Origin of the sequence: Mucilaginibacter gracilis (assembly GCF_003633615.1) — a bacterium.
Lineage (GTDB): Bacteria > Bacteroidota > Bacteroidia > Sphingobacteriales > Sphingobacteriaceae > Mucilaginibacter > Mucilaginibacter gracilis.
This window is the reverse complement of record NZ_RBKU01000001.1, coordinates 1,389,015-1,407,428: the sequence shown is the minus strand read 5'-3', so window position 1 is coordinate 1,407,428 and position 18,414 is coordinate 1,389,015. Positions and strand designations below refer to the sequence as shown.

Annotated in this window: 19 protein-coding genes; 14 read left to right on the top strand and 5 right to left on the bottom strand. The window is 39.0% G+C overall.

The window, feature by feature from the left end:
- Position 1: 1 nt before the first annotated feature.
- Complete coding sequence (locus BDD43_RS05925) at positions 2 to 1,135, bottom strand: glycosyltransferase (protein ID WP_121196806.1); 1,134 nt, start codon at positions 1,133 to 1,135, stop codon at positions 2 to 4.
- A gap of 173 nt (positions 1,136 to 1,308) precedes the next feature.
- Between BDD43_RS05925 and BDD43_RS05920 the strand changes: the two genes are divergently transcribed.
- The 3 genes from BDD43_RS05920 to BDD43_RS05910 all read left to right on the top strand — a co-directional run bounded on the left by BDD43_RS05920 (position 1,309) and on the right by BDD43_RS05910 (position 5,003).
- Complete coding sequence (locus BDD43_RS05920; protein WP_211339659.1) at positions 1,309 to 2,418, top strand: glycosyltransferase family 4 protein; 1,110 nt, start codon at positions 1,309 to 1,311, stop codon at positions 2,416 to 2,418.
- Positions 2,419 to 3,195: 777 nt separating this feature from the next.
- The gene (locus BDD43_RS29680) at positions 3,196 to 3,501 is read left to right on the top strand and encodes a hypothetical protein (RefSeq protein WP_147425580.1); all 306 of its coding nucleotides are present in this window, start codon (positions 3,196 to 3,198) and stop codon (positions 3,499 to 3,501) included.
- A 152-nt stretch (positions 3,502 to 3,653) separates the two neighbouring features.
- Positions 3,654 to 5,003, top strand: coding sequence for a sugar transferase (locus BDD43_RS05910; RefSeq protein WP_121196803.1), 1,350 nt, complete (start codon positions 3,654 to 3,656; stop codon positions 5,001 to 5,003).
- A gap of 28 nt (positions 5,004 to 5,031) precedes the next feature.
- On the opposite strand, the gene BDD43_RS05905 is transcribed toward BDD43_RS05910, so the two are convergent.
- From BDD43_RS05905 to BDD43_RS05895, 3 genes are all read right to left on the bottom strand, one after another.
- The gene (locus BDD43_RS05905; protein WP_121196802.1) at positions 5,032 to 5,454 is read right to left on the bottom strand and encodes a response regulator; all 423 of its coding nucleotides are present in this window, start codon (positions 5,452 to 5,454) and stop codon (positions 5,032 to 5,034) included.
- Positions 5,423 to 6,508, bottom strand: coding sequence for a helix-turn-helix domain-containing protein (locus tag BDD43_RS05900; protein WP_121196801.1), 1,086 nt, complete (start codon positions 6,506 to 6,508; stop codon positions 5,423 to 5,425). The genes BDD43_RS05905 and BDD43_RS05900 overlap by 32 nt, the downstream gene beginning before the upstream one ends.
- A gap of 855 nt (positions 6,509 to 7,363) precedes the next feature.
- Complete coding sequence (locus tag BDD43_RS05895) at positions 7,364 to 7,558, bottom strand: Arm DNA-binding domain-containing protein (RefSeq protein WP_121196800.1); 195 nt, start codon at positions 7,556 to 7,558, stop codon at positions 7,364 to 7,366.
- Positions 7,559 to 8,101: 543 nt separating this feature from the next.
- On the opposite strand from BDD43_RS05895, the gene BDD43_RS05890 reads away from it, so the two are divergent.
- From BDD43_RS05890 to BDD43_RS05840, 11 genes are all read left to right on the top strand, one after another.
- On the top strand, positions 8,102 to 9,331 hold the full coding sequence (locus BDD43_RS05890; RefSeq protein ID WP_121196799.1) for a site-specific integrase: 1,230 nt from the start codon (positions 8,102 to 8,104) through the stop codon (positions 9,329 to 9,331).
- 58 nt (positions 9,332 to 9,389) lie between these two features.
- The gene (locus BDD43_RS05885) at positions 9,390 to 10,706 is read left to right on the top strand and encodes an ATP-binding protein (RefSeq protein ID WP_121196798.1); all 1,317 of its coding nucleotides are present in this window, start codon (positions 9,390 to 9,392) and stop codon (positions 10,704 to 10,706) included.
- A gap of 133 nt (positions 10,707 to 10,839) precedes the next feature.
- Positions 10,840 to 11,943, top strand: a complete 1,104-nt coding sequence (locus tag BDD43_RS05880) for a hypothetical protein (protein ID WP_121196797.1) — start codon at positions 10,840 to 10,842, stop codon at positions 11,941 to 11,943.
- A gap of 68 nt (positions 11,944 to 12,011) precedes the next feature.
- The gene (locus tag BDD43_RS05875; RefSeq protein WP_121196796.1) at positions 12,012 to 12,314 is read left to right on the top strand and encodes a helix-turn-helix domain-containing protein; all 303 of its coding nucleotides are present in this window, start codon (positions 12,012 to 12,014) and stop codon (positions 12,312 to 12,314) included.
- Complete coding sequence (locus BDD43_RS05870) at positions 12,311 to 13,177, top strand: toprim domain-containing protein (RefSeq protein ID WP_121196795.1); 867 nt, start codon at positions 12,311 to 12,313, stop codon at positions 13,175 to 13,177. The genes BDD43_RS05875 and BDD43_RS05870 overlap by 4 nt, the downstream gene beginning before the upstream one ends.
- 170 nt (positions 13,178 to 13,347) lie before the next feature.
- Positions 13,348 to 13,731 (top strand): plasmid mobilization protein, encoded by a 384-nt coding sequence (locus tag BDD43_RS05865; RefSeq protein WP_121196794.1) that lies wholly within the window; start codon positions 13,348 to 13,350, stop codon positions 13,729 to 13,731.
- Positions 13,732 to 13,826: 95 nt separating this feature from the next.
- Positions 13,827 to 14,582, top strand: a complete 756-nt coding sequence (locus BDD43_RS05860; protein WP_394339622.1) for a relaxase/mobilization nuclease domain-containing protein — start codon at positions 13,827 to 13,829, stop codon at positions 14,580 to 14,582.
- A 10-nt stretch (positions 14,583 to 14,592) separates the two neighbouring features.
- On the top strand, positions 14,593 to 15,123 hold the full coding sequence (locus tag BDD43_RS05855) for a hypothetical protein (protein ID WP_121196792.1): 531 nt from the start codon (positions 14,593 to 14,595) through the stop codon (positions 15,121 to 15,123).
- Between the two features lie 30 nt (positions 15,124 to 15,153).
- Positions 15,154 to 15,570 carry a hypothetical protein gene (locus tag BDD43_RS05850; protein ID WP_147425579.1) on the top strand — a complete coding sequence of 139 codons (417 nt, stop codon included), beginning with the start codon at positions 15,154 to 15,156 and terminating at the stop codon, positions 15,568 to 15,570.
- A gap of 8 nt (positions 15,571 to 15,578) precedes the next feature.
- Positions 15,579 to 16,997 (top strand): zeta toxin family protein, encoded by a 1,419-nt coding sequence (locus BDD43_RS05845; protein WP_121196790.1) that lies wholly within the window; start codon positions 15,579 to 15,581, stop codon positions 16,995 to 16,997.
- A 98-nt stretch (positions 16,998 to 17,095) separates the two neighbouring features.
- Positions 17,096 to 17,335 carry a hypothetical protein gene (locus BDD43_RS05840; protein WP_121196789.1) on the top strand — a complete coding sequence of 80 codons (240 nt, stop codon included), beginning with the start codon at positions 17,096 to 17,098 and terminating at the stop codon, positions 17,333 to 17,335.
- Positions 17,336 to 17,635: 300 nt separating this feature from the next.
- Here BDD43_RS05840 and BDD43_RS05835 read toward each other — a convergent pair whose 3' ends face one another.
- Positions 17,636 to 18,229 (bottom strand): master DNA invertase Mpi family serine-type recombinase, encoded by a 594-nt coding sequence (locus BDD43_RS05835; protein ID WP_121196788.1) that lies wholly within the window; start codon positions 18,227 to 18,229, stop codon positions 17,636 to 17,638.
- Between the last annotated feature and the right edge of the window lie 185 nt (positions 18,230 to 18,414).

Sequence of the window (18,414 nt, the reverse complement as noted above, 5' to 3'; positions counted from 1 at the left end):
TTTATCTGACATCATCTAAAAGAGCCGTCAACTTTTTTCCTGCAGAATTCCACGTCAGTTCCTGTTCGTATCGGTTAAATGATGAGATGCATAATTCTTGATAAACCTGTGGGTTATTAAGAGTATTATAGATGTAATCCGAATATTTTACCGCAGGCGTTCCTAAATCAAACAATTGTCCATTAATGTTATTTTTAACAATTGTTGGTATGCCTCCAACATTAGTGGATATTGCCGGCAAACCAAACGAGCCGGCCTCACAAAAAACCAAACCATAAGCTTCGGCAAGGGATGGTACAATTAAAAAGTGTGCATTGGTAAATAAGTTATCAAGCCGTTGCTTACCTTCGGCATTGCCTTTACTAACAAAACCATGGTTTACTACGTAGGGCGGAATGTTTTTTAAAGGAAGTTTGGGCAAGCCAACAACGTGTAAGGTTGTTTTTAACCCCATTTCGTTGAGCCTTTTGGTAACATCTAATGCAAGCGGACCGCCTTTTCTTTCCCACTCAACGCCTACAAACAGTAAGTTGCAGGTATAGTAGTTCTTTTTTGATACAATAGTTTTGATGTCATTTAAGTTTCTGTCACTATCAATATTTGCTCCAAAAGGCACCACTTTAACTTTTTGAGGATTTATTCCGTAATTGTCTATTGCGGATTGCGCAGCCCAGTCGGATGAGTATATAGCCAGGTCGCAGTTGTTCAATGCGGTTTTTTCCAGCATTGTTCCGTTTTCTATCGTTTCCCTGCTTAGGTTAGTAAATGATTTATAAAAATCTATCATGCCGGCAAAAGTGGCATCTGTATAAAATACTTTAGGCTTGTTAGTTTCCAGGTAGCTAAAAATTGTTGATCCGGGCGAAAATACAATGTCGGTATTTTGCTTTATTTTTTTTTTGGCTTCATCTGCAAAAATTTTTGATTCCGAAGGTATGCGGTCAAATAAAAATCCCTTTCCTAACGATTTGTAAAATATCTTTTTGAGTATGGCTATGGGCGTTCTTGGTTTAATTATACTAATATAATCAAGATTGTTGTTTTGTGCTTCTAAGCCTTTTGCTATATAATACCCCAATCCAGACCACTTATGAACGTCCTTCGAATCATATGATGTTATATAAGAAATCTCCATTTTATACTGCTTAAATTATGGTGTAATGCGTTTGTTTACGAAACTATTGCAATAATAACGATATGAAACGAGTGTTACTCCAAATTTTGTTAATTTCGCTATTGCTTGAGTGTGAATTTTTTTTCGCCAAGCTTTAAAAAAAAAGTTCTTTCTTAAATATTGTCAAAAGTAAAATGAAAGTAGCTATTGTTCAAGAGTGGTTAACAACCATCGGCGGGTCAGAAAAAGTTGTTCAGGAAATAGCAAAAATTTATCCTGAAGCAGATTTATTTACATTAGTAGCTATTAGCGATACAGTTGATAAATTGGGTTTAAGTGCCCATAAGCTAACAACATCCTTTATCCAAAAACTGCCATTTGCTAAAACCAAATGGCGCACCTATCTCCCTTTATTTCCATTAGCCATAGAGCAGTTTGACTTATCAAGCTATGATTTAATTATAAGCTCGTCGCACTCGGTTGCAAAGGGGGTGTTAACAAATGCTAATCAAACTCATATCTGTTATTGTCACTCGCCCATCCGCTACGCCTGGGATTTATATCACCCCTATTTAAAAGAATCTGGTTTAGATAAAGGTTTAAAAGGTTTTTTAGCAAAATATTTCCTTCACCGTATTCGTTTTTGGGACATTATCAGTACAAATAGAGTTGATTTTTTTATTTCTAATTCAAACTATATTGGCAAAAGAATCAAGAAAATTTACGATAGAGATAGTTTCACAATTTATCCAAATGTAGCTGTAGACGATTTTGCTTTAGAAGAGGTAAAAGACAATTATTATTTTACCTGTTCGCGATTGGTGCCTTACAAAAAAATTGATTTAATTGTTAAAGCCTTTTCCGAAATGCCGGATAAAACTCTCGTTGTTATTGGCGATGGACCGGATATGAAGAAAATTGTAAAACTAAAAACCGACAATATACAATTATTGGGTTTTCAACAATTTGATGTTTTAAAAAAATATATGTCGAAAGCAAAAGCCTTTGTTTTTGCTGCCGAAGAGGATTTTGGAATAGTGCCCGTTGAAGCCCAGGCTTGTGGAACCCCGGTTATTGCTTTTGGAAAAGGAGGAGCACTGGAAACAATAATAGAGAATAAAACAGGCGTTTTATTTTATGAGCAGAATGTTGATGCTATTAAAGCGGCGGTGTTAAAATTTGAAGCTCTTGAACCTGCGTTAGATTTTAAATTTATCAGAGATCATTCACAAAAGTTTAGCTCGGCAATATTTGCACAAAAATTTAAAAAGTTTGTTGACGAAAAGCTTAAGAAAACCAATTAGATTTTGACGAGTAATTATTAAAAGCGTAAAATTTCGAATTTTCATTTTGGTTATTAATGATGAAAGGCTACACATATGCTGTAAGTTAGCGTTGCGGTAATGTGGGTAAAAATTATTAATGTGATTTAGGGATGGTGTATTAAAGCCAAATTGCCAATAGTATTGGTATTAGGCAGCCTTATAAAAACAAACTTTACGGAACCAAATATAAAGCGAGCTGTATTTAAAAAATTAAAATGCTGAATGGCACTAATTTAACTTTAGAGACGCTTTGTGCTATAAATATTTAGTTGTTTTGGTTAAACTATTATGACGGAGAACCGTTTAATAGTGTTGTTGGACAAATGGTTTTATGTTAGTTTTGGGGGCATATTGATAAATAGGATTAATAATTCCCCTGATTTTTTAAATTTAAGTGGCCTAATAATTGACTAACCATTGAGACAGTAACTTGTGGGTATTTAAAATTTGTTATATGTACATTTCTATTCAAAAAAACATTTATTGCGAAAATTGCAGAATTTGTGGAGCGCGACCTGTTATTGAACAATTGCCTAAAGCCAAATTTAAACTCGTTTGCCCAAACGATAAAGACCATTTTAAATTAACGTCCGCTTTTATAGATGATAGTATTAAAGCTTGGAATAAATTAAACGAAACCCCGGTAGGCCTCAGAAATGTTGGTTAAGAAAACTATTAGGCAATTGGTATAAAGTAATACGTTTTATGTAACGTACATTAAATGCGGTGCAAATAAACCGACACAGATAAGTAATAATGGATGCTATCCTGGCCGAAAATGATCGCGATGACCAGGTATCAACACAAAAAATTAAATGTCGTCCGCATCCAGTAGGCAAACCATTCGGTAGCCAGCTATCATCAACTCAATCAAAATACTGCATTCACAAAAAAACTTTTGGGGATAATTGCCAATTGGATAACAACATTCTGGCTCTCATGTTGCACTTTACTCAATTGGGTAAAGCGGTTAGTGATTCGATTTCCGACAGGCTTGTTAATTATCGCCGGGTGTTACATAAATTTCGTTTAGATATGTATACTTTAATGTATCGATTATAATACATCTTTTCAGTTTAAAAGGTTTCTAAATCCTTAAAAAATACAAATATAGCTTGCGGCATCATTTTTGGTAAAGCACCAATATTAATCACTGCGTTTTGTTAAATAATTAAGCGGTTAGTATAAAAAAGTGTTTTATTTAAACTGAATATATGTCTGTACGTTACTCTAAGTATTTCCCCGGATTGATATTCATTACAGATCTTTTGTTATTGAATTGGGCTTTTTATAGCGGGCACTTAATACAAACAAAATCGTATTTGTGGGATGCAGATACCACCCTTTTCCTTCTTTTTATTAATATCACATGGCTATCTGTTGCGGCTATATCCGGAAACTTTAAAATAAAACGGCCGCTACAATTGGGTGATAACATTAATAAGTTTATGGCATCGCTAATTTACCATTTGCTTATTGTATTTGTTATATTCTATTTTTTTAAGCTGGCATACATCCCCAGGTTTTTTTTAGTTGTATCATATGTTTTATTTTTCTGTTTTGTAGTCATTTATCGGTCGGTTGTTTTCTTCTGTTTAGATTTTATCAGGAAGAAGGGTTATAACAATAGGCAGGTTGTTATTATAGGAGACGAAGAAATAGCACAGCGCCTTTTAAATTCGTTCAGCCACCATCCGGAATACGGTTATAATTTAGCCGATTTTATTGCCGAAGAGCGCGTGCTAAATATGGCCGAGCAAGAGTTAACCGACGCACTTTTAAGCAAAAAACCCGACGAAATATTTATTTGCTATAAACAAATGGATGGCGAATTTTTAAAACGCTTGGTGCAATTTGGTGATAGCAACTTTATAAAAATAAATGTAGTATCTGATTTGATTTTAAACAATAATGGTGCTCAGTTAGTTAACTATAATGAGCTTCCAATACTGCATATCACATCGCATCCTCAAATTTCAATGAAGATACGGTTTTTAAAACGCGCATTTGATATCGCCTTCTCGGCAAGTGTGCTGATAATGGGCTTCCCTGCATTTTTAATTTTGGCAATAATTACTAAGCTAACATCCAGAGGCCCGGTATTTTACAAGCAGCAAAGGATTGGCCGTAACGAAAAACCATTTTACATTCACAAATTTAGAAGCATGCGTATTGATGCCGAAAAATTTGGTCCGCAATTAGCAAGAGAGTATGATCCGAGGGTTACCAAGTGGGGCCGTATGATGCGCAAAACCCGGCTGGATGAACTCCCTCAATTTTGGAATGTACTAAAAGGCGATATGTCTGTAGTTGGCCCAAGGCCCGAACGGCAGCATTTTATCGAACAAATAGTAGAGAAGACACCTAATTACAAAAAACTGCTTCGGGTGAGGCCGGGAGTTACCTCTATAGGGCAGGTACATTACGGCTATGCCGAAAATGTGGACCAAATGCGTGACAGGGTGCGTTATGATTTACTTTACCTGCAAAACATAAGCCTAAACTCCGACCTTAACATTATTTTTAAAACAGTTAAAGTTATGGTGCAGGGTAAGGGTAAATAACCCCATACAATAGTGTACTTTTTTGCTGTTAACTAACTTTTATAGCTGTTAATTTTTTAATAGCATCAATCAGCTTTAATGCGTTTGGCTGCTTTAAAATAAACATGTCGGCACCATCAGCAATGATCTGTTGATGAACAGTGTCGCTTGTTAACGACGAGTGTGCAATAATTGGCAAACGGGGCCACGCTTGTTTCAAATATCTTACCACCTCAAAGCCATCCATTATGGGCATTTCAATATCAACAATAACCACTTTAGGGTGAATTAACATTGACTGTAGTTCGGCCAATCCACACTTACCGTCTGACGCATTAAACATAACTTGCATATTGGCGCGCTCCAATTGCCTGGATACTATGGTGCTGTAAAATTTATCGTCGTCAATAATGCCGACCGTAGTTACCTTACCCATTTCCTTACGATTTAGTGATATAATTTTGATGATCATTTATGTTTTTATACCACGCCGAAAAGTTGCTGCTTTTTTTAAAACCTAAATCGGCAGCTAATTCCTTAGCCGTTTTTTCTCGTTCTTTATAGGAAACCATTGCATAAGTAACCTGGAGGTTGCGGAAATAATTCAGCGGTGTTATACCATAAATTTTCTTGAAATCTCGTTTGAGTTTGGATACCGAGATATTACAATCAAATGCCAGTTTATGAATTCCGGGGAAACGGTCAGAAAAATGCACTTCAAGTATCTTAGCCGCTTTTAGCATTGCATAATTGTCCTTTTTGTTGAGATCATTCATTATCTCTTTTTTGCCAGATAGAAGTTTTAAAAAGAATGTCGTCAGCCCATAAGCTGCGCTAAAGAGTGATGCCCGGTAGTGATACTCATTGCGCTCGTAACGTAAAATATTAAACAAACGATCCTGAAGAAAATCTTCTGCCTTCACCATCGTCCTATTGCTGATGGTCTGATTGAACTGGCCTTTCTCTGATGAGAAATTTATTTCACTGCCAGCCAGAGCGTTAAGAAAATTGTTGGTATAAATAAGTCGGCTGCATTTTACTCGCGTTCCTTTTTTGAGGTAAATCTCATGAGACGTACTTGGATCAAAAAAAAGCACTTGGGTACTATCCCAGTGAATATCTTTGCCATTTTGATATCCGATTTCCGTTGAGCTAGAAATGAAGTTAGCCGAGTAGAAGTTGGTTTTGTGCTTTGGTGTAATATAATAGTGAATATTCTCTTTCGACCTGATTTCCATTGCAATCATCCAGAAACCTTCCTGCACTTTTTCAACAAAAACCTCACATGCTGCAAATTCATTGTTTAGGTAAAAATATCCCTTGGTGGTCAGTCCCGATACTGTAGACTGCTTTTCGTATACAGTAGAATGTCTTTCGTAATAACGTAAATAAATAAAAGGTGCAACACGGCTTAAATTGACGTTTTTCCATCTGGTAAAAAATGCGTCATTATGCATCTTCTTCAACCCAACATTATATGAATTATACGGTAATCCTATATTCTCGTTTATCAAAATATTCAGCATGCTTGGGGATTATTTTTCTGGGCTTTCTAATATACCTTGATCTCATGCATTTAAAGCAAAAATATTTCTTTACATGGGGGAAAAGCAGTTTTACGAACGCCGACCGCGGCATTCTTTGAAGCGTATCTGCACACCTAGGACACTTGGGAATATGCCATGCTGTTTCACTTTTCGATAGGATAGTGCGGCTTTTCATAGGATGATAAAATAATAAACAATTTTATATAATATAATGGCACCTAATAAGCCCAAAAAATACCATATAGGCTCTTTTTTAAGCTCAAATTAACGTAATCCAAATTAGCATTTGATGGGTTTTAGATTAATAATTGCTACAACGAAGCTTTAAATTTTTGAGCATTGTTTATATGCCAGTGTGATTGCCGCCAATGTCAAATACATGCCTTAAAGTGGGGTGGGTGCTTTTATTGGTATTGTTAAAAGCTTGCGGATGGGAGAGTATTATAATAAGCCGCCAAAAACAAATATAACAGCCTTGCATTGGCTGCTGCTATCAAGAGTATATCGAGTTTAATTAATTGCAGAATTGCTATTTTACAAGATTTTACCTTAGTGGTTTTCCACTTCTAAGTTGGCCATAAACTGCCTGGGTAATTCAAGGGGCTGATCTATTGTTTGGAGATATCTGTTGTGAAATATCTTTTTTTCATGTACCACCAAGCAAGTTCTATCGGATTAAGGGCGTGCAAATAAGGTGGTCATAAAATCAATTCGAATTGGTGATGGTATCTTTCCAATACAGTTTTTATCCTTTGTGAATGATGATAGGCGGTTACCTGCATTATAGCACTGAGCATTATTGAAGAACCTTTAAATAAGCTACTACAAATAAATTTAGATGAGAAATTTATCTTTATACGCTTCCTCGAAATATAATCGCAAAGAGCATATTCTTTCACGTTTAACAGAAATTTCAATGCGCTTGCCGTTTACTGTAATGCGGGCATAAATCGGTGATTTTCCCGCTTGGGTGGTCTTTTGCTTTTTAAGGTAAAAAGCAACGCAGAAGGTGTTGTTTGTGGTACTCATAGCTATTTCAATTGATAATTTACAAAAGCATGGTTTTGACCGATTTGATATATCCTTTGAAAAAGGGGCACGGATTTGATTAAAAAACAGGTATCAAACGGCATCAAAATGGGTCAAAATAAACCAATCAATTAATTGACTATCAGTTTTAAAGTACTTCCGTTGACTAAAAGTAAAAAATAGAAATGGGTCACCGAATAGGTCCCATTATCCTTGAATAACTTGTGGTAGAATAAAAAAGAAGGCTCCTTAAATCATACGATTTAAAGAGCCTTCGGCTCGATTGGTATCGCTTTTGTCGGGATGGCAGGATTCGAACCCACGACCTCCAGCACCCCATGCCTTTAAGTCAGCTATTTTCATTAACTAAAAACCGCATTTCATAGCTAAAATTGCCATTTTTCATTTTTGCGATTATGTATTTTTAGGTTATTTTTTGCTATTTTTGACTAAAATGTTAGACCTATGTTAGACCTAAAAAGTTGCATTTTACCTTAAGAATGAGCCTTTTAATCGTTAAATTTACAAAATGTTAGACCTAATATGGCAATTACGACGAAATTAATGTTGAGAATCAACAAAACGCTTCCCTCTGGCGAGCATCCGATCATGTTTCGGATAACAGAAAATCGGAACAACTACGAGGTGTCGACGAAGGTTAGTTCTACGAAAGAGAATTGGAATAAGGCGTCACAATGCGTGCTGGATTCGCATATCAATCATAAATCTATCAATGCGTTGCTTAATAATATTAAGGTTAAGTCCACATTCTATTTTGCCAATGTTCCCGACGACCGGTCACCACGGGTCAGTGAAATTAAATCCCTTGTTGAAAAGCTGACAGGTGCAGTTAAAACAACCCCTAAATTGATGCTTTTGGAGTTTTTTGACAGCGAGGTCGCCCGCTTAAAATCAATGGAACGATATGGTTATGCCGGCGTTCATATTGTGACCCGCAGCCGACTTAACAAGTTTATGAAAGAAAAAGACATGAACTTCGAAGATATTGATGTTAATTTTTTGCGCCGGTTTGAAGATTGGCTGATCAAGAACAATATTGCAATCACTACGCGAAGCATCGATTTTCGGACATTCCGCACCGTTTGGCGTAATGCAATGAAAGAAAAGATCTGCCGGGAAAACCACTATCCATTTAAAGATTTTTCCTATTCGAAATATAATGCCCCAAAGACCAAAAAACGCGCAATTAGTGTCGAGCAGATCAATAAAATAGTGGAATTAAACCTCGAAGACGACAAGCTGATCAATTCGCGCAATTATTTCCTGTTCAGCTATTATTGCCGCGGACTAAATTTTGCTGACCTTGCCAGTCTTAAATGGACAAATATTAGGGACGGGTTTATTAACTATGTTCGTGCAAAAACAAAAGAGGAGTTTGATTTTAAACTACATCCCGAAGCTCTTAAAATACTCGATTATTACCGTGTCCTGGAAGGCAATAGTGATGCCGGTTACGTTTTTCCGATACTTTATAAACGTCACGCGACTGTGCGATCACAACGGGACAGGAGACTTAAAATATTGAAACGCGTTAATAAAGATTTGAAAACCATGGCCGGAGATGCTGAAATACAAAAAAACCTGACCACCTATGTTGCAAGGCACAGTTACGCTTCTGCATTGAGGATCAAAGGGGTATCGAAAGAAGATATTGGTAAGTCTCTTGGTCACGATAGCATTAAAACCACCGAAATCTATTTAGATGAAATAGGCGATCCGTTGTTTGACGACAGGATCAACGAATGTATTTAAACATTCTTATTTTTGCGGCAAGCCAATGATAACCATATTGTAATACTTATAGCAACTAATGCAGGAGGACAGCCATACAGAATTTAAAAGTAGCTTTAGCGATGCCGTTATTGAGAGCTTGGTCGCTTTTACCAACACCAAGGGCGGCAAAGTGCTTGTCGGCGTAGATAACGAGGGCAACCCTATAAAGTCATTTACCATCGGAGGTGAAACCCTTCAGAATTGGGTAAATGAAGTTAAGAATAAGACGCAGCCAAGTATCATACCCGATGCGGAAATAATTACCATACAGGGAAAAGATGTGGCTTCCCTGTATGTTCAGGAATTTCCTATAAAGCCGGTTTCCTTTAAAGGCCGCTATTTTAAAAGGGTTAGAAATTCCAATCATCAACTTTCATTAACTGAAATTTCAGACCTGCATCTTAAATCTTTTAATTCAAGTTGGGATAGCTATATTAATCCAGAATACACAGTAGACACGTTATCCCTGGATAAGGTACGCGACTTTGTTGCCATGTGTAACAAAGATAGGGAGGTTCGCATTGAGGACGACCCTTTAACAGTGCTTACTAAATTTGAATTAATTAAAGCGTCAGGGGTCACCAATGCATGTTACTTACTATTTGCTGATCATGATGTTTTTTCTGCCAGCATGGAGTTGGGTAGATTTGATACCGCTACAAGTATCAAAGATAGTTTATCAATTCGTTCCAATTTATTTACCGAGGTTGAAGATGTTATAAATTTTGTCAGGAAGCATATCAATAAGTCTTACATCATTTCAGGTGACCCACAGCGGGAAGAACGATGGCAATACCCCATACCGGCTATTCGGGAAATCGTTATCAATATGATCGTCCATCGCGACTATACACATTACGGCGATTCCTCGGTCAAGATATTTAATGATCACATCGAGTTTTTCAATCCAGGGAGGCTACCCGGTGATATATCTATTGCTAACTTACTAAGTGGTCAATATATTTCCCAAGCAAGAAATAAAAAAATAGCCGCAACATTCAAAGAAGCTCAATTGATAGAAAAATATGGCTCTGGAATTAAACGGATTCAGGAAGCGTTTGCTGATTATGGGCTAAAGTCCCCTCTTTTTGAAAATATGCAGCATGGTTTTCAGGTCACAGTCTATTCTGCCGCTAAACTAACGTCGGAGAAAACGTCGGAGAAAACGTCGGAGAAAACGTCGGAGAAAATTCTTTTAATGGTAACACAAAACCCAACCATTACCATTGCTGAACTTGCGGCAAATATAAGAGTTTCAAATCGTTCAATTGAACGTAATATAGGCAAGCTACAGAAAGAGAAAAAATTAGAACGAATAGGAGCCGATAAAGGTGGGTTTTGGCAGGTCTTGTAAAACAATGAGGGATTAATGGGGAATTAAATGAGGGATTAAAAGTGGTTAATAATACCGTGGCAACACAAAAATAAAAGAATTTGGTTATGTATAATGTCACCAATTTTGATCCGAATTTGTCAACTAATTGAGCATGTATTTTCTAAACCTGCCGAATTTTCACCCCAATAGGGGTATCAATACAGACAACTACCATAAGGCCGTTTTTTTGTCATCGGTTGATGGGTTGTTCGAGCGTGACCAATCAGTATTCAATTATGGCGGCATGCTATTCCCTTTCAAGGAAATTTTTTTAAGAGAAGAGCATTTTTTTGTTAGTGAAATTAACCTGCAAAAGCTGTTCGACCCATATAACCTCGATCAACTATTGCGGGAGAATAGCTTTCCGGTCAATCCTGAACTGGTCGAAGAAATCAAGGCCCAATTTTTTAAAGGGTATACTGATGGCTTGCAAAACTTCGACCGGGAGATCGGTTCTTTTTTCTTTTCATTAGCCCCTGCGGAACAGCTTAAAGTGCTGGTTGATTTTATGAATTATTGTCATCACCACTTGTATTTTGAAGGCTTTGTCATTCCCGAAGTTTTATATAGCCTGGGGTATATCCAGGCTTGTCTGGTTCAATCCTACAAAACCTATCAGAACTTATCCAAATTATCTGTCAAAGAAATAACCGGCGAACCATTAATCGAAGCTACCCCGGTGGCAGAACCCCCAGTTTTAACGTTACAAAATACCGTGGTGCAAACTAACGGAATACACAAGATCGCGCTCAAATATCCTGCAGACGAGATCATCAAGCTATGGCAGGTACTGCTCGATATTCATCGTTGCAAATCGGTGGCAATACTGCCTTTTTTTAAGACCGAAAAAGAGGTAGAAAACTTGTTGGGCGAACTGTTCTGTGTGTCTGAAAACGCCGGCGTCTCCTTACCCGATAGGGAACACCGCTATTACGAATTATCTTCCGATTATCAGCCTATCCTCTGCCTGCTGATGCACGCTACCTATAAGCTTAACCATACCTTTACCCGTATCAAACTTGAGCCGTATTCGGCACTGCTAAAACAATCTTTTTCCGCTTTCCAAGGCATTGAAAACGTAGCCGACATTTCCGGCAACATCACCAAAAAGAAAGATGCCGGTATTATGTTGTTGGGGGAAATCAAAAGCAGCAAATACGCTAAAAATGCATTGAAAATCTTAGCCAAGATCAAAGATTACCGGATTAAAGCCTAACTACGTTCAACTTCGTTCAGTATCGTTGGGCTTTTTTAGTATTGTTTTGCTTCATCAATTTTTTTACGATGAACGAAACTACATTTATTACAACCCTATCGACCGATCAACTCAAGGAGCTGATCGAGTCATCCGTTAAAAATGCCGTCAGGGTGAACCCAAACAGCAATCCACAGGACGATACTTTACTGGACACCAAAGAAGCCGCCAACCTTATCAAATACGAGGTTACTTCTCTTTATGGTTTAGTCAAAAGGAAAAAAATCCCTTTTTGTAAAGTTGAAGGCAAGCTTTTATTTTCTCGCAAACAATTACTGGCTTGGATATCCGCTGGCAATCATCCGATAAATCAAAAGCAAGGTCGGTTATGAATATGAATTGTAACCAGGCCAGGCAAATCTCGATAATCGACTACCTGGCTAAATGCGGCTTCCGCCCGCAATACATTAATGGTGTTAACCATTGGTATCTCTCTCCGATCCGGGAGGAAAATACCGCTTCTTTTAAAGTCAATACTCAACTCAATGCGTGGTTTGATCATGGCATAGGAGTTGGCGGCAATTTTATCGACTTGGGTATTCGGCTGCATCAATGTACAGTAGAACAATTATTAACCCGGTTAAGCACGGGAGATCGTTCACTTTCTTTTCATCGGCCGGTAACGACTACAGCGGCTGAACCGGAACATAAAATAAATATTATCCAGGCTGGCGAATTGCAAAACCTGACGTTAATAAAGTATCTGCATGAACGTGCGATAGATTATTACACGGCTAAGGCCTGGTGCAAGGAAGTATTGTTTACGCTGAACGGACAACGTTACCTCGCCATCGGTTTTGAGAACCGTTCCGGCGGCTACGAGCTGCGCAACGCGCAATTTAAATTGTCATCATCCCCCAAAGATCTGACCCACATTAGTCAGGGTGCATGCACAATTCATTTATTTGAGGGCTTCACCGATTTTTTGTCTTTGCTAACATTGAAAAAACGCGACCTGCTCGGCGATTTCCTGGTATTAAACTCACTTAGTTTTGTAGGGAAAAGCCTGGAGATTTTGCAACAATATCCTACTGCAAAATTGTACCTGGATCACGATGCAGCGGCAGCTAAGGAGCTGGCTTTCATTAAACAAAGCATTCCGAACGCGGAGGATGCCAGCCGCTTTTATAGCGGCCACAAAGACCTTAACGCCTATCTCAAAATTCAACAGCAAAGCCGGGGGTTAGGGTTATGAAGGAGATCAGCAGGACAGCATCGGCAATTCCGTTTTTGCGGAGCCAGCTATGTTTCGGCCCTGCCGAAACTCGCTGGCCCCCCTCATGCTATCGCATTCGGGGGGATTTTTTGAGGACTTTGATAAGATTGGTTTTAGCTATATAAACATCTATACACCTATTTATTTATATGCAAAAAATAATTAAAAAAAGAACAGGCAATAAGGGTGGAAGGCCAAAAGCAGAACTTAAAAGAAACACCCACTTAACCGTTATGTGCAATATCATCGAAAAAAAGATCATCCAGTCCAATGCCAAAAGTGCCCGCACCAATGTGTCCGTTTATCTGCGGGAATTAGGGTTAAACGGTCGTGTCAGGATGGTGGTTAAAACCTTACCGAAAGAGGTGCTGCAAATTACCGGAATGCTCAATCACATGGCTGCTAATTTGAACCAGATCGCAAAAAAGCGAAATAAAGGGGAAGACCTGAATGCGCTGGACAGAGCATTGCTCAACCAGGAGGTTAGAGCCATACAGGAGGTAGTAAAGGACGTTAAATTCTATTTGGTATGATAGGAAAAATAGCAACTGGAAAAAGTTTCCGGGGTTGTATGCAATATCTACACGAGGGTAGGTTACAGGAAAATGAGGAACTACAAAAGTTGGAAATGGAAAAGAAACAGGCAGAAGTGATTTATTATAATCAATGTTTTGGCAACAAGAAAGAATTGATCCGGCAGTTTGTCGAAGTCAGTAAGCTTAACCCTAACGTAAGCAAGCCTGTCTTTCATATGTCAATCAGCCTGGCGCATCAGGACGCCAATCGGTTAGACCGGCAGGACAAAGCGGATATTGCGGCGGCGCTGGCTCAAAAGTTTGACTTTGCGGATAAACAGTATGTAGTCATCACACACGCCGATACTGACCATGAACACCTGCATATCGTGGCTAACCGGATCGGTTACGACGGGCCGACGGCCAGTGACAGCAACAGTTATAAGCGCATGGCTGAATTTTGCCGGGAAATGGAACGGAGCTATAAGCTGACACCAGTGTTAAGTCCGAACAAATTTTTGAAAGCAGAACAACGTGTAGCACAAAGTCAGCGAGTAGACCAGCGCAAAGAAACCTTGAAAAAACATTTAGGCCATGCAATCAAACAATGTGCAAACATAAGGCAGGTCAAAAACTATATGGAAAAACAAGGGTATGCCGTAGAGCTTGGCAGGGGTATCGCTTTTACCGACCAGCAGCAAGTTCGCTTCAAGGGCAGCCAGGTTGGATATGCCTTACTGGATATTGAAAATAAACTTAAACAGGAACAAATGAAACAACAACAGCAAATCCAACAACAAAAACGACAGGAGGAATTACTTAAAATGCAGCAACAAGAACGTAAACAATCTCATGGTATAACCCGATAAAATTAAAGAAATGGAAATAGACCAATCTACCCTGATGACCATATTAAAAGATATGGTGGAACAGGATATCAAAACGCAACAGTTTATGGAAGCCGAAAAAGAAGCACGTCAAAAGCGCGACCAGGTTATAGACGGGCTGATAGATCAGATCAGGAATTTTAAAGTAGAAGCACCAAAGCCCGATCTTTCGCTGGTCGTGGCTGCAATCGATCAGGGCTATCAGCGAATTACCTCAGCCATAGAGAAAAAGCCAATGTCAATTGAGCGGAAGCTGAAGATCAACCTGTTCCCCGAAACCAATGTAAGAGAGTATTACCGAATGGTTTTCGGTAGGCTCTTTTTCTGGGGGCTGATGTTTTTAATTGTCATATACCTCGGCTCCTTTATCAACCGGTCGATAGATGCCTATCAAGCCCACCAATACAACAAAGAGGGTAACGCCTGTATTTCGGCCTGGAATGAGATCTACGCTCAATCGGGAAAATTACAACGGGAAAGGATGTCAAAAGCTTTGGCTAAGGCAAAAGAAGAACAGCAATAACAATTATTTAATCACTTATAATTATTAAATTTGATAGACGTTATGGATAAGAGTATGGAAACACAATTTGTGACAGATGCCACCGGGACACCAGTTAGGGTAGTGATGGATTACCAGGATTACGTTAAGATAGCGGAACAATTGAACCTGCCATTAACTGCCACTTCAACGGTACAGGAACGTAACCCACTCGATTGGTATTCATTAACCGAGAGTGCTAATTCTATTTTAAATGGATTAGTTGCCCTTGCTTCAAGAGAGCGCCGGAATGAACTTAATAAGGTAAAGCCAGATCAGGATCGTGTCAAAGAATTAGAAACCCTACGCGATGAAGGAATTAAGGTGAGCCGGGACACGGAAACATTTTCCAGTTTGGAAAAGATGGAGCAGGTCATAGAAAAATACAGCCCGATTTTATTAGCTGAGAAAAAAAAACTCCAGATCTAAGCAGCGAGGTGGCCGTAGACTTTACGGCGTCATTAAAAGGACTGTATGCCGTTACACCAGATGAATTCAATCTGATACAAGGCGATATTATTGATGATCTGACCCGTGGCATTCTGCCATCAGGCAGCCCTACCGTAATTATTTTAGGTGGTCAGCCAGGTGCTGGTAAAACAGAATTAGAAAAGCTGGCCATTAAAGAGTTAGGCGGCCAGGCAATTAGTTGTAATGCCGATTTGTTCCGTGACTATCATCCAAAGGCAGAGGAAATCAAAAACAGGTACGAAACCTACTACCCTGAAATAACTGTCAAATATGCACATGACTGGAATAATGGCCTGCGAGGTTATTGCGAAGCCAACAGGTTGAACTATATTCTGGAAACTACATTCTCGTCCGGCCCAGCTATGAACAAGACCATTGCTGAATTGCAACAAAAGGGTTATCGTGTGGAAATCAAATTGCTGGCGGTTCATCCGCGTTTGAGTTTATTAGGTACCCATATCCGTTTCGAGGACATGAAAGCCAAAGAAAAGGGCGGAAGAGCTGTCGGTAAAGAGGCCCACGATTCCAGGTACAATTTGGTTGCGCCGACCTTATTTGCAGTACAATCCGAATCGCTATATCATAAGTTGCAGATTTATGGACGCGCGGTCGAGGCGCTCGAAGGCTCCTATAAAGAGGGGGTTCATCTGCTGGGCACTAATCCACCCAATGCTGTGCAGTTATTCCAGGAAGAGATTGATCGCAAATGGACAACCAATCTGAAGTTATATTTTGATCAACGGGTACAACTGGTGCTCGATCTGATGAAAAAGCGGAATGCCGATGAAAAAGAAATCAAAGCATTCAAGGCGGAGATGAAATCGGAATACCCGACCCAGAAACAGCTGCAAGCTCAAATGGCGCAGCAAATCCAGGAGCAGAAAGCGACAGAGTTGCTGGACAGACGTTTGGCAGGTGAACTACCCCATATTGATATTGCAGGTACCGACTTTACGATTGACTGGCGGTTAAAGCAAATACGGGAAACAGCAGTCCCGAGTAATCAGCTTGAATTTAAAGATATGGAGTTATCAGCGTCCGGTGACACTTACTTATGTTTTTATGATAACAAAAAACATAGCCTGTACGAACCTCCTGAAAATATTAAGGCATTGCCTAAAAATGTGGTATTGCTGGAAATACCTAACGAAATTAAGCTTGATCCAATTGCTGTAGCAAAAGAACATGGAATTGACCATGTTGCGCTGCTAAAAGAAAATCCCATTCAAAGCGAATTAAGGGCCATTGTTAAACCTTTATCTGAATCAGGCTTACCGAATTTGATCGCAGAAAACCTGAAGAACGAGCAACTAATAAAAAAAGGGAGGGGCCCCGGAGAAGATTTAGACCAAGGCTATGACCGTGGCCCGTCATTAGGCCGATAAAATCAACGAAGGAAATGCCTTAAACATTTCCTTCGTTTTTTGATCATAAAACGGGTACTCTTTCGTTCAATTTGTAGTGTTTACGATTAATAATAAAAATGTCTGAACAACCTTTCAAACCCATTTTTGAGCGATCATTTAAAGAAGTTCAGGAATTATTAGAACCCATCATCCAAAAAGTAGAGCAAGAACTTCTTGATAAGGGCCTATATATTAGCTATAGGGATCAAAATTGTACGACCCCCGACCTGTTCATGCACCGTTATAAAGACGGACGAAAAGAAATGGTTAGCGTGAATGTAAAAACCGGTGAAATTACTCTCGTTCGTGGCTTCTAAATTGCAATCGATGTTTTTATAAACGAGCAGGGGGCAATCATTCTTTCTTAAGTATTTGACCGTCTACACCGCCAAACCGAAATAGAATAACTGCCATTCCTTATTCACCTGTGCCGCGAAGATAGCCCACCGCCGGGATAAAAAGTAAAGGCTATACAAGCGGGCGGGAGTTGTTCGCTTTCAGCGGCCCCGCCCGGGCCTTGACTTTTTACCCGGCTCGCGCTGTTGGTTGCTTAACAGTTGAATAAGGGATGGTGGGTTCAGCGGGTCGCAGACCTGTCGCTTTAATTTAAACAGGTTCTATATTTTTTCACGTACAAATGAAGAGACGGTTAAGCGGTGAACTCCAAGAATTCTACCTATAGCACTATAAGATATTTTTTTATTCATCAATGATTTAATATCGTCTTCTTTCCCTGTAAGTTTACGCATTTGCGATTTGCTGCCTTTTGGACGGCCAAGTATCTGTCCTTCTGCTTTCCTTCGCGCGAGCGCCTCTTTTGTTCGTTGGGATATTAAGTTACGCTCTATTTCGGCTGATAAGCCAAAAGCAAACGCCAATACTTTTGAATTGATATTATTACCGAGTTCATAATTCTCCTTAACCGTATATACCATAACATCTTTTTCCATACAATCATGCAAAATCTTCATGATCTGCATTAAGTTGCGCCCCAAACGTGATAATTCGGATACAATAAGGACATCCCCTTTTTGCATCCTCTGTAATAACGCTCCGAACTTGCGGATTTCCAATTTTTTTGTAGAGCTTATAGTTTCGTCTATCCACTCGTTTATAAATATTTGCCGTTTGTCCGTAAAGTTTTGAATTTCAAACCGTTGATTTTCTGTTGTCTGTTTGTCTGTGCTAATGCGAATGTATCCGTAGTTCATGTTGATTAATTTATTACTTGATTTAATTTATATAAGACAAGTATAAATTAAGCTTGCCGTGTATTTAACTATGATAGGTATATAATAAAAACAACGAGCGTTTTTATTAGGCAATCGGTCACCACCCAAAAGGGATTCAAACCTGATAGTGGATGGGTAATCCTCACTCCGCTGGAGGCTTCGAT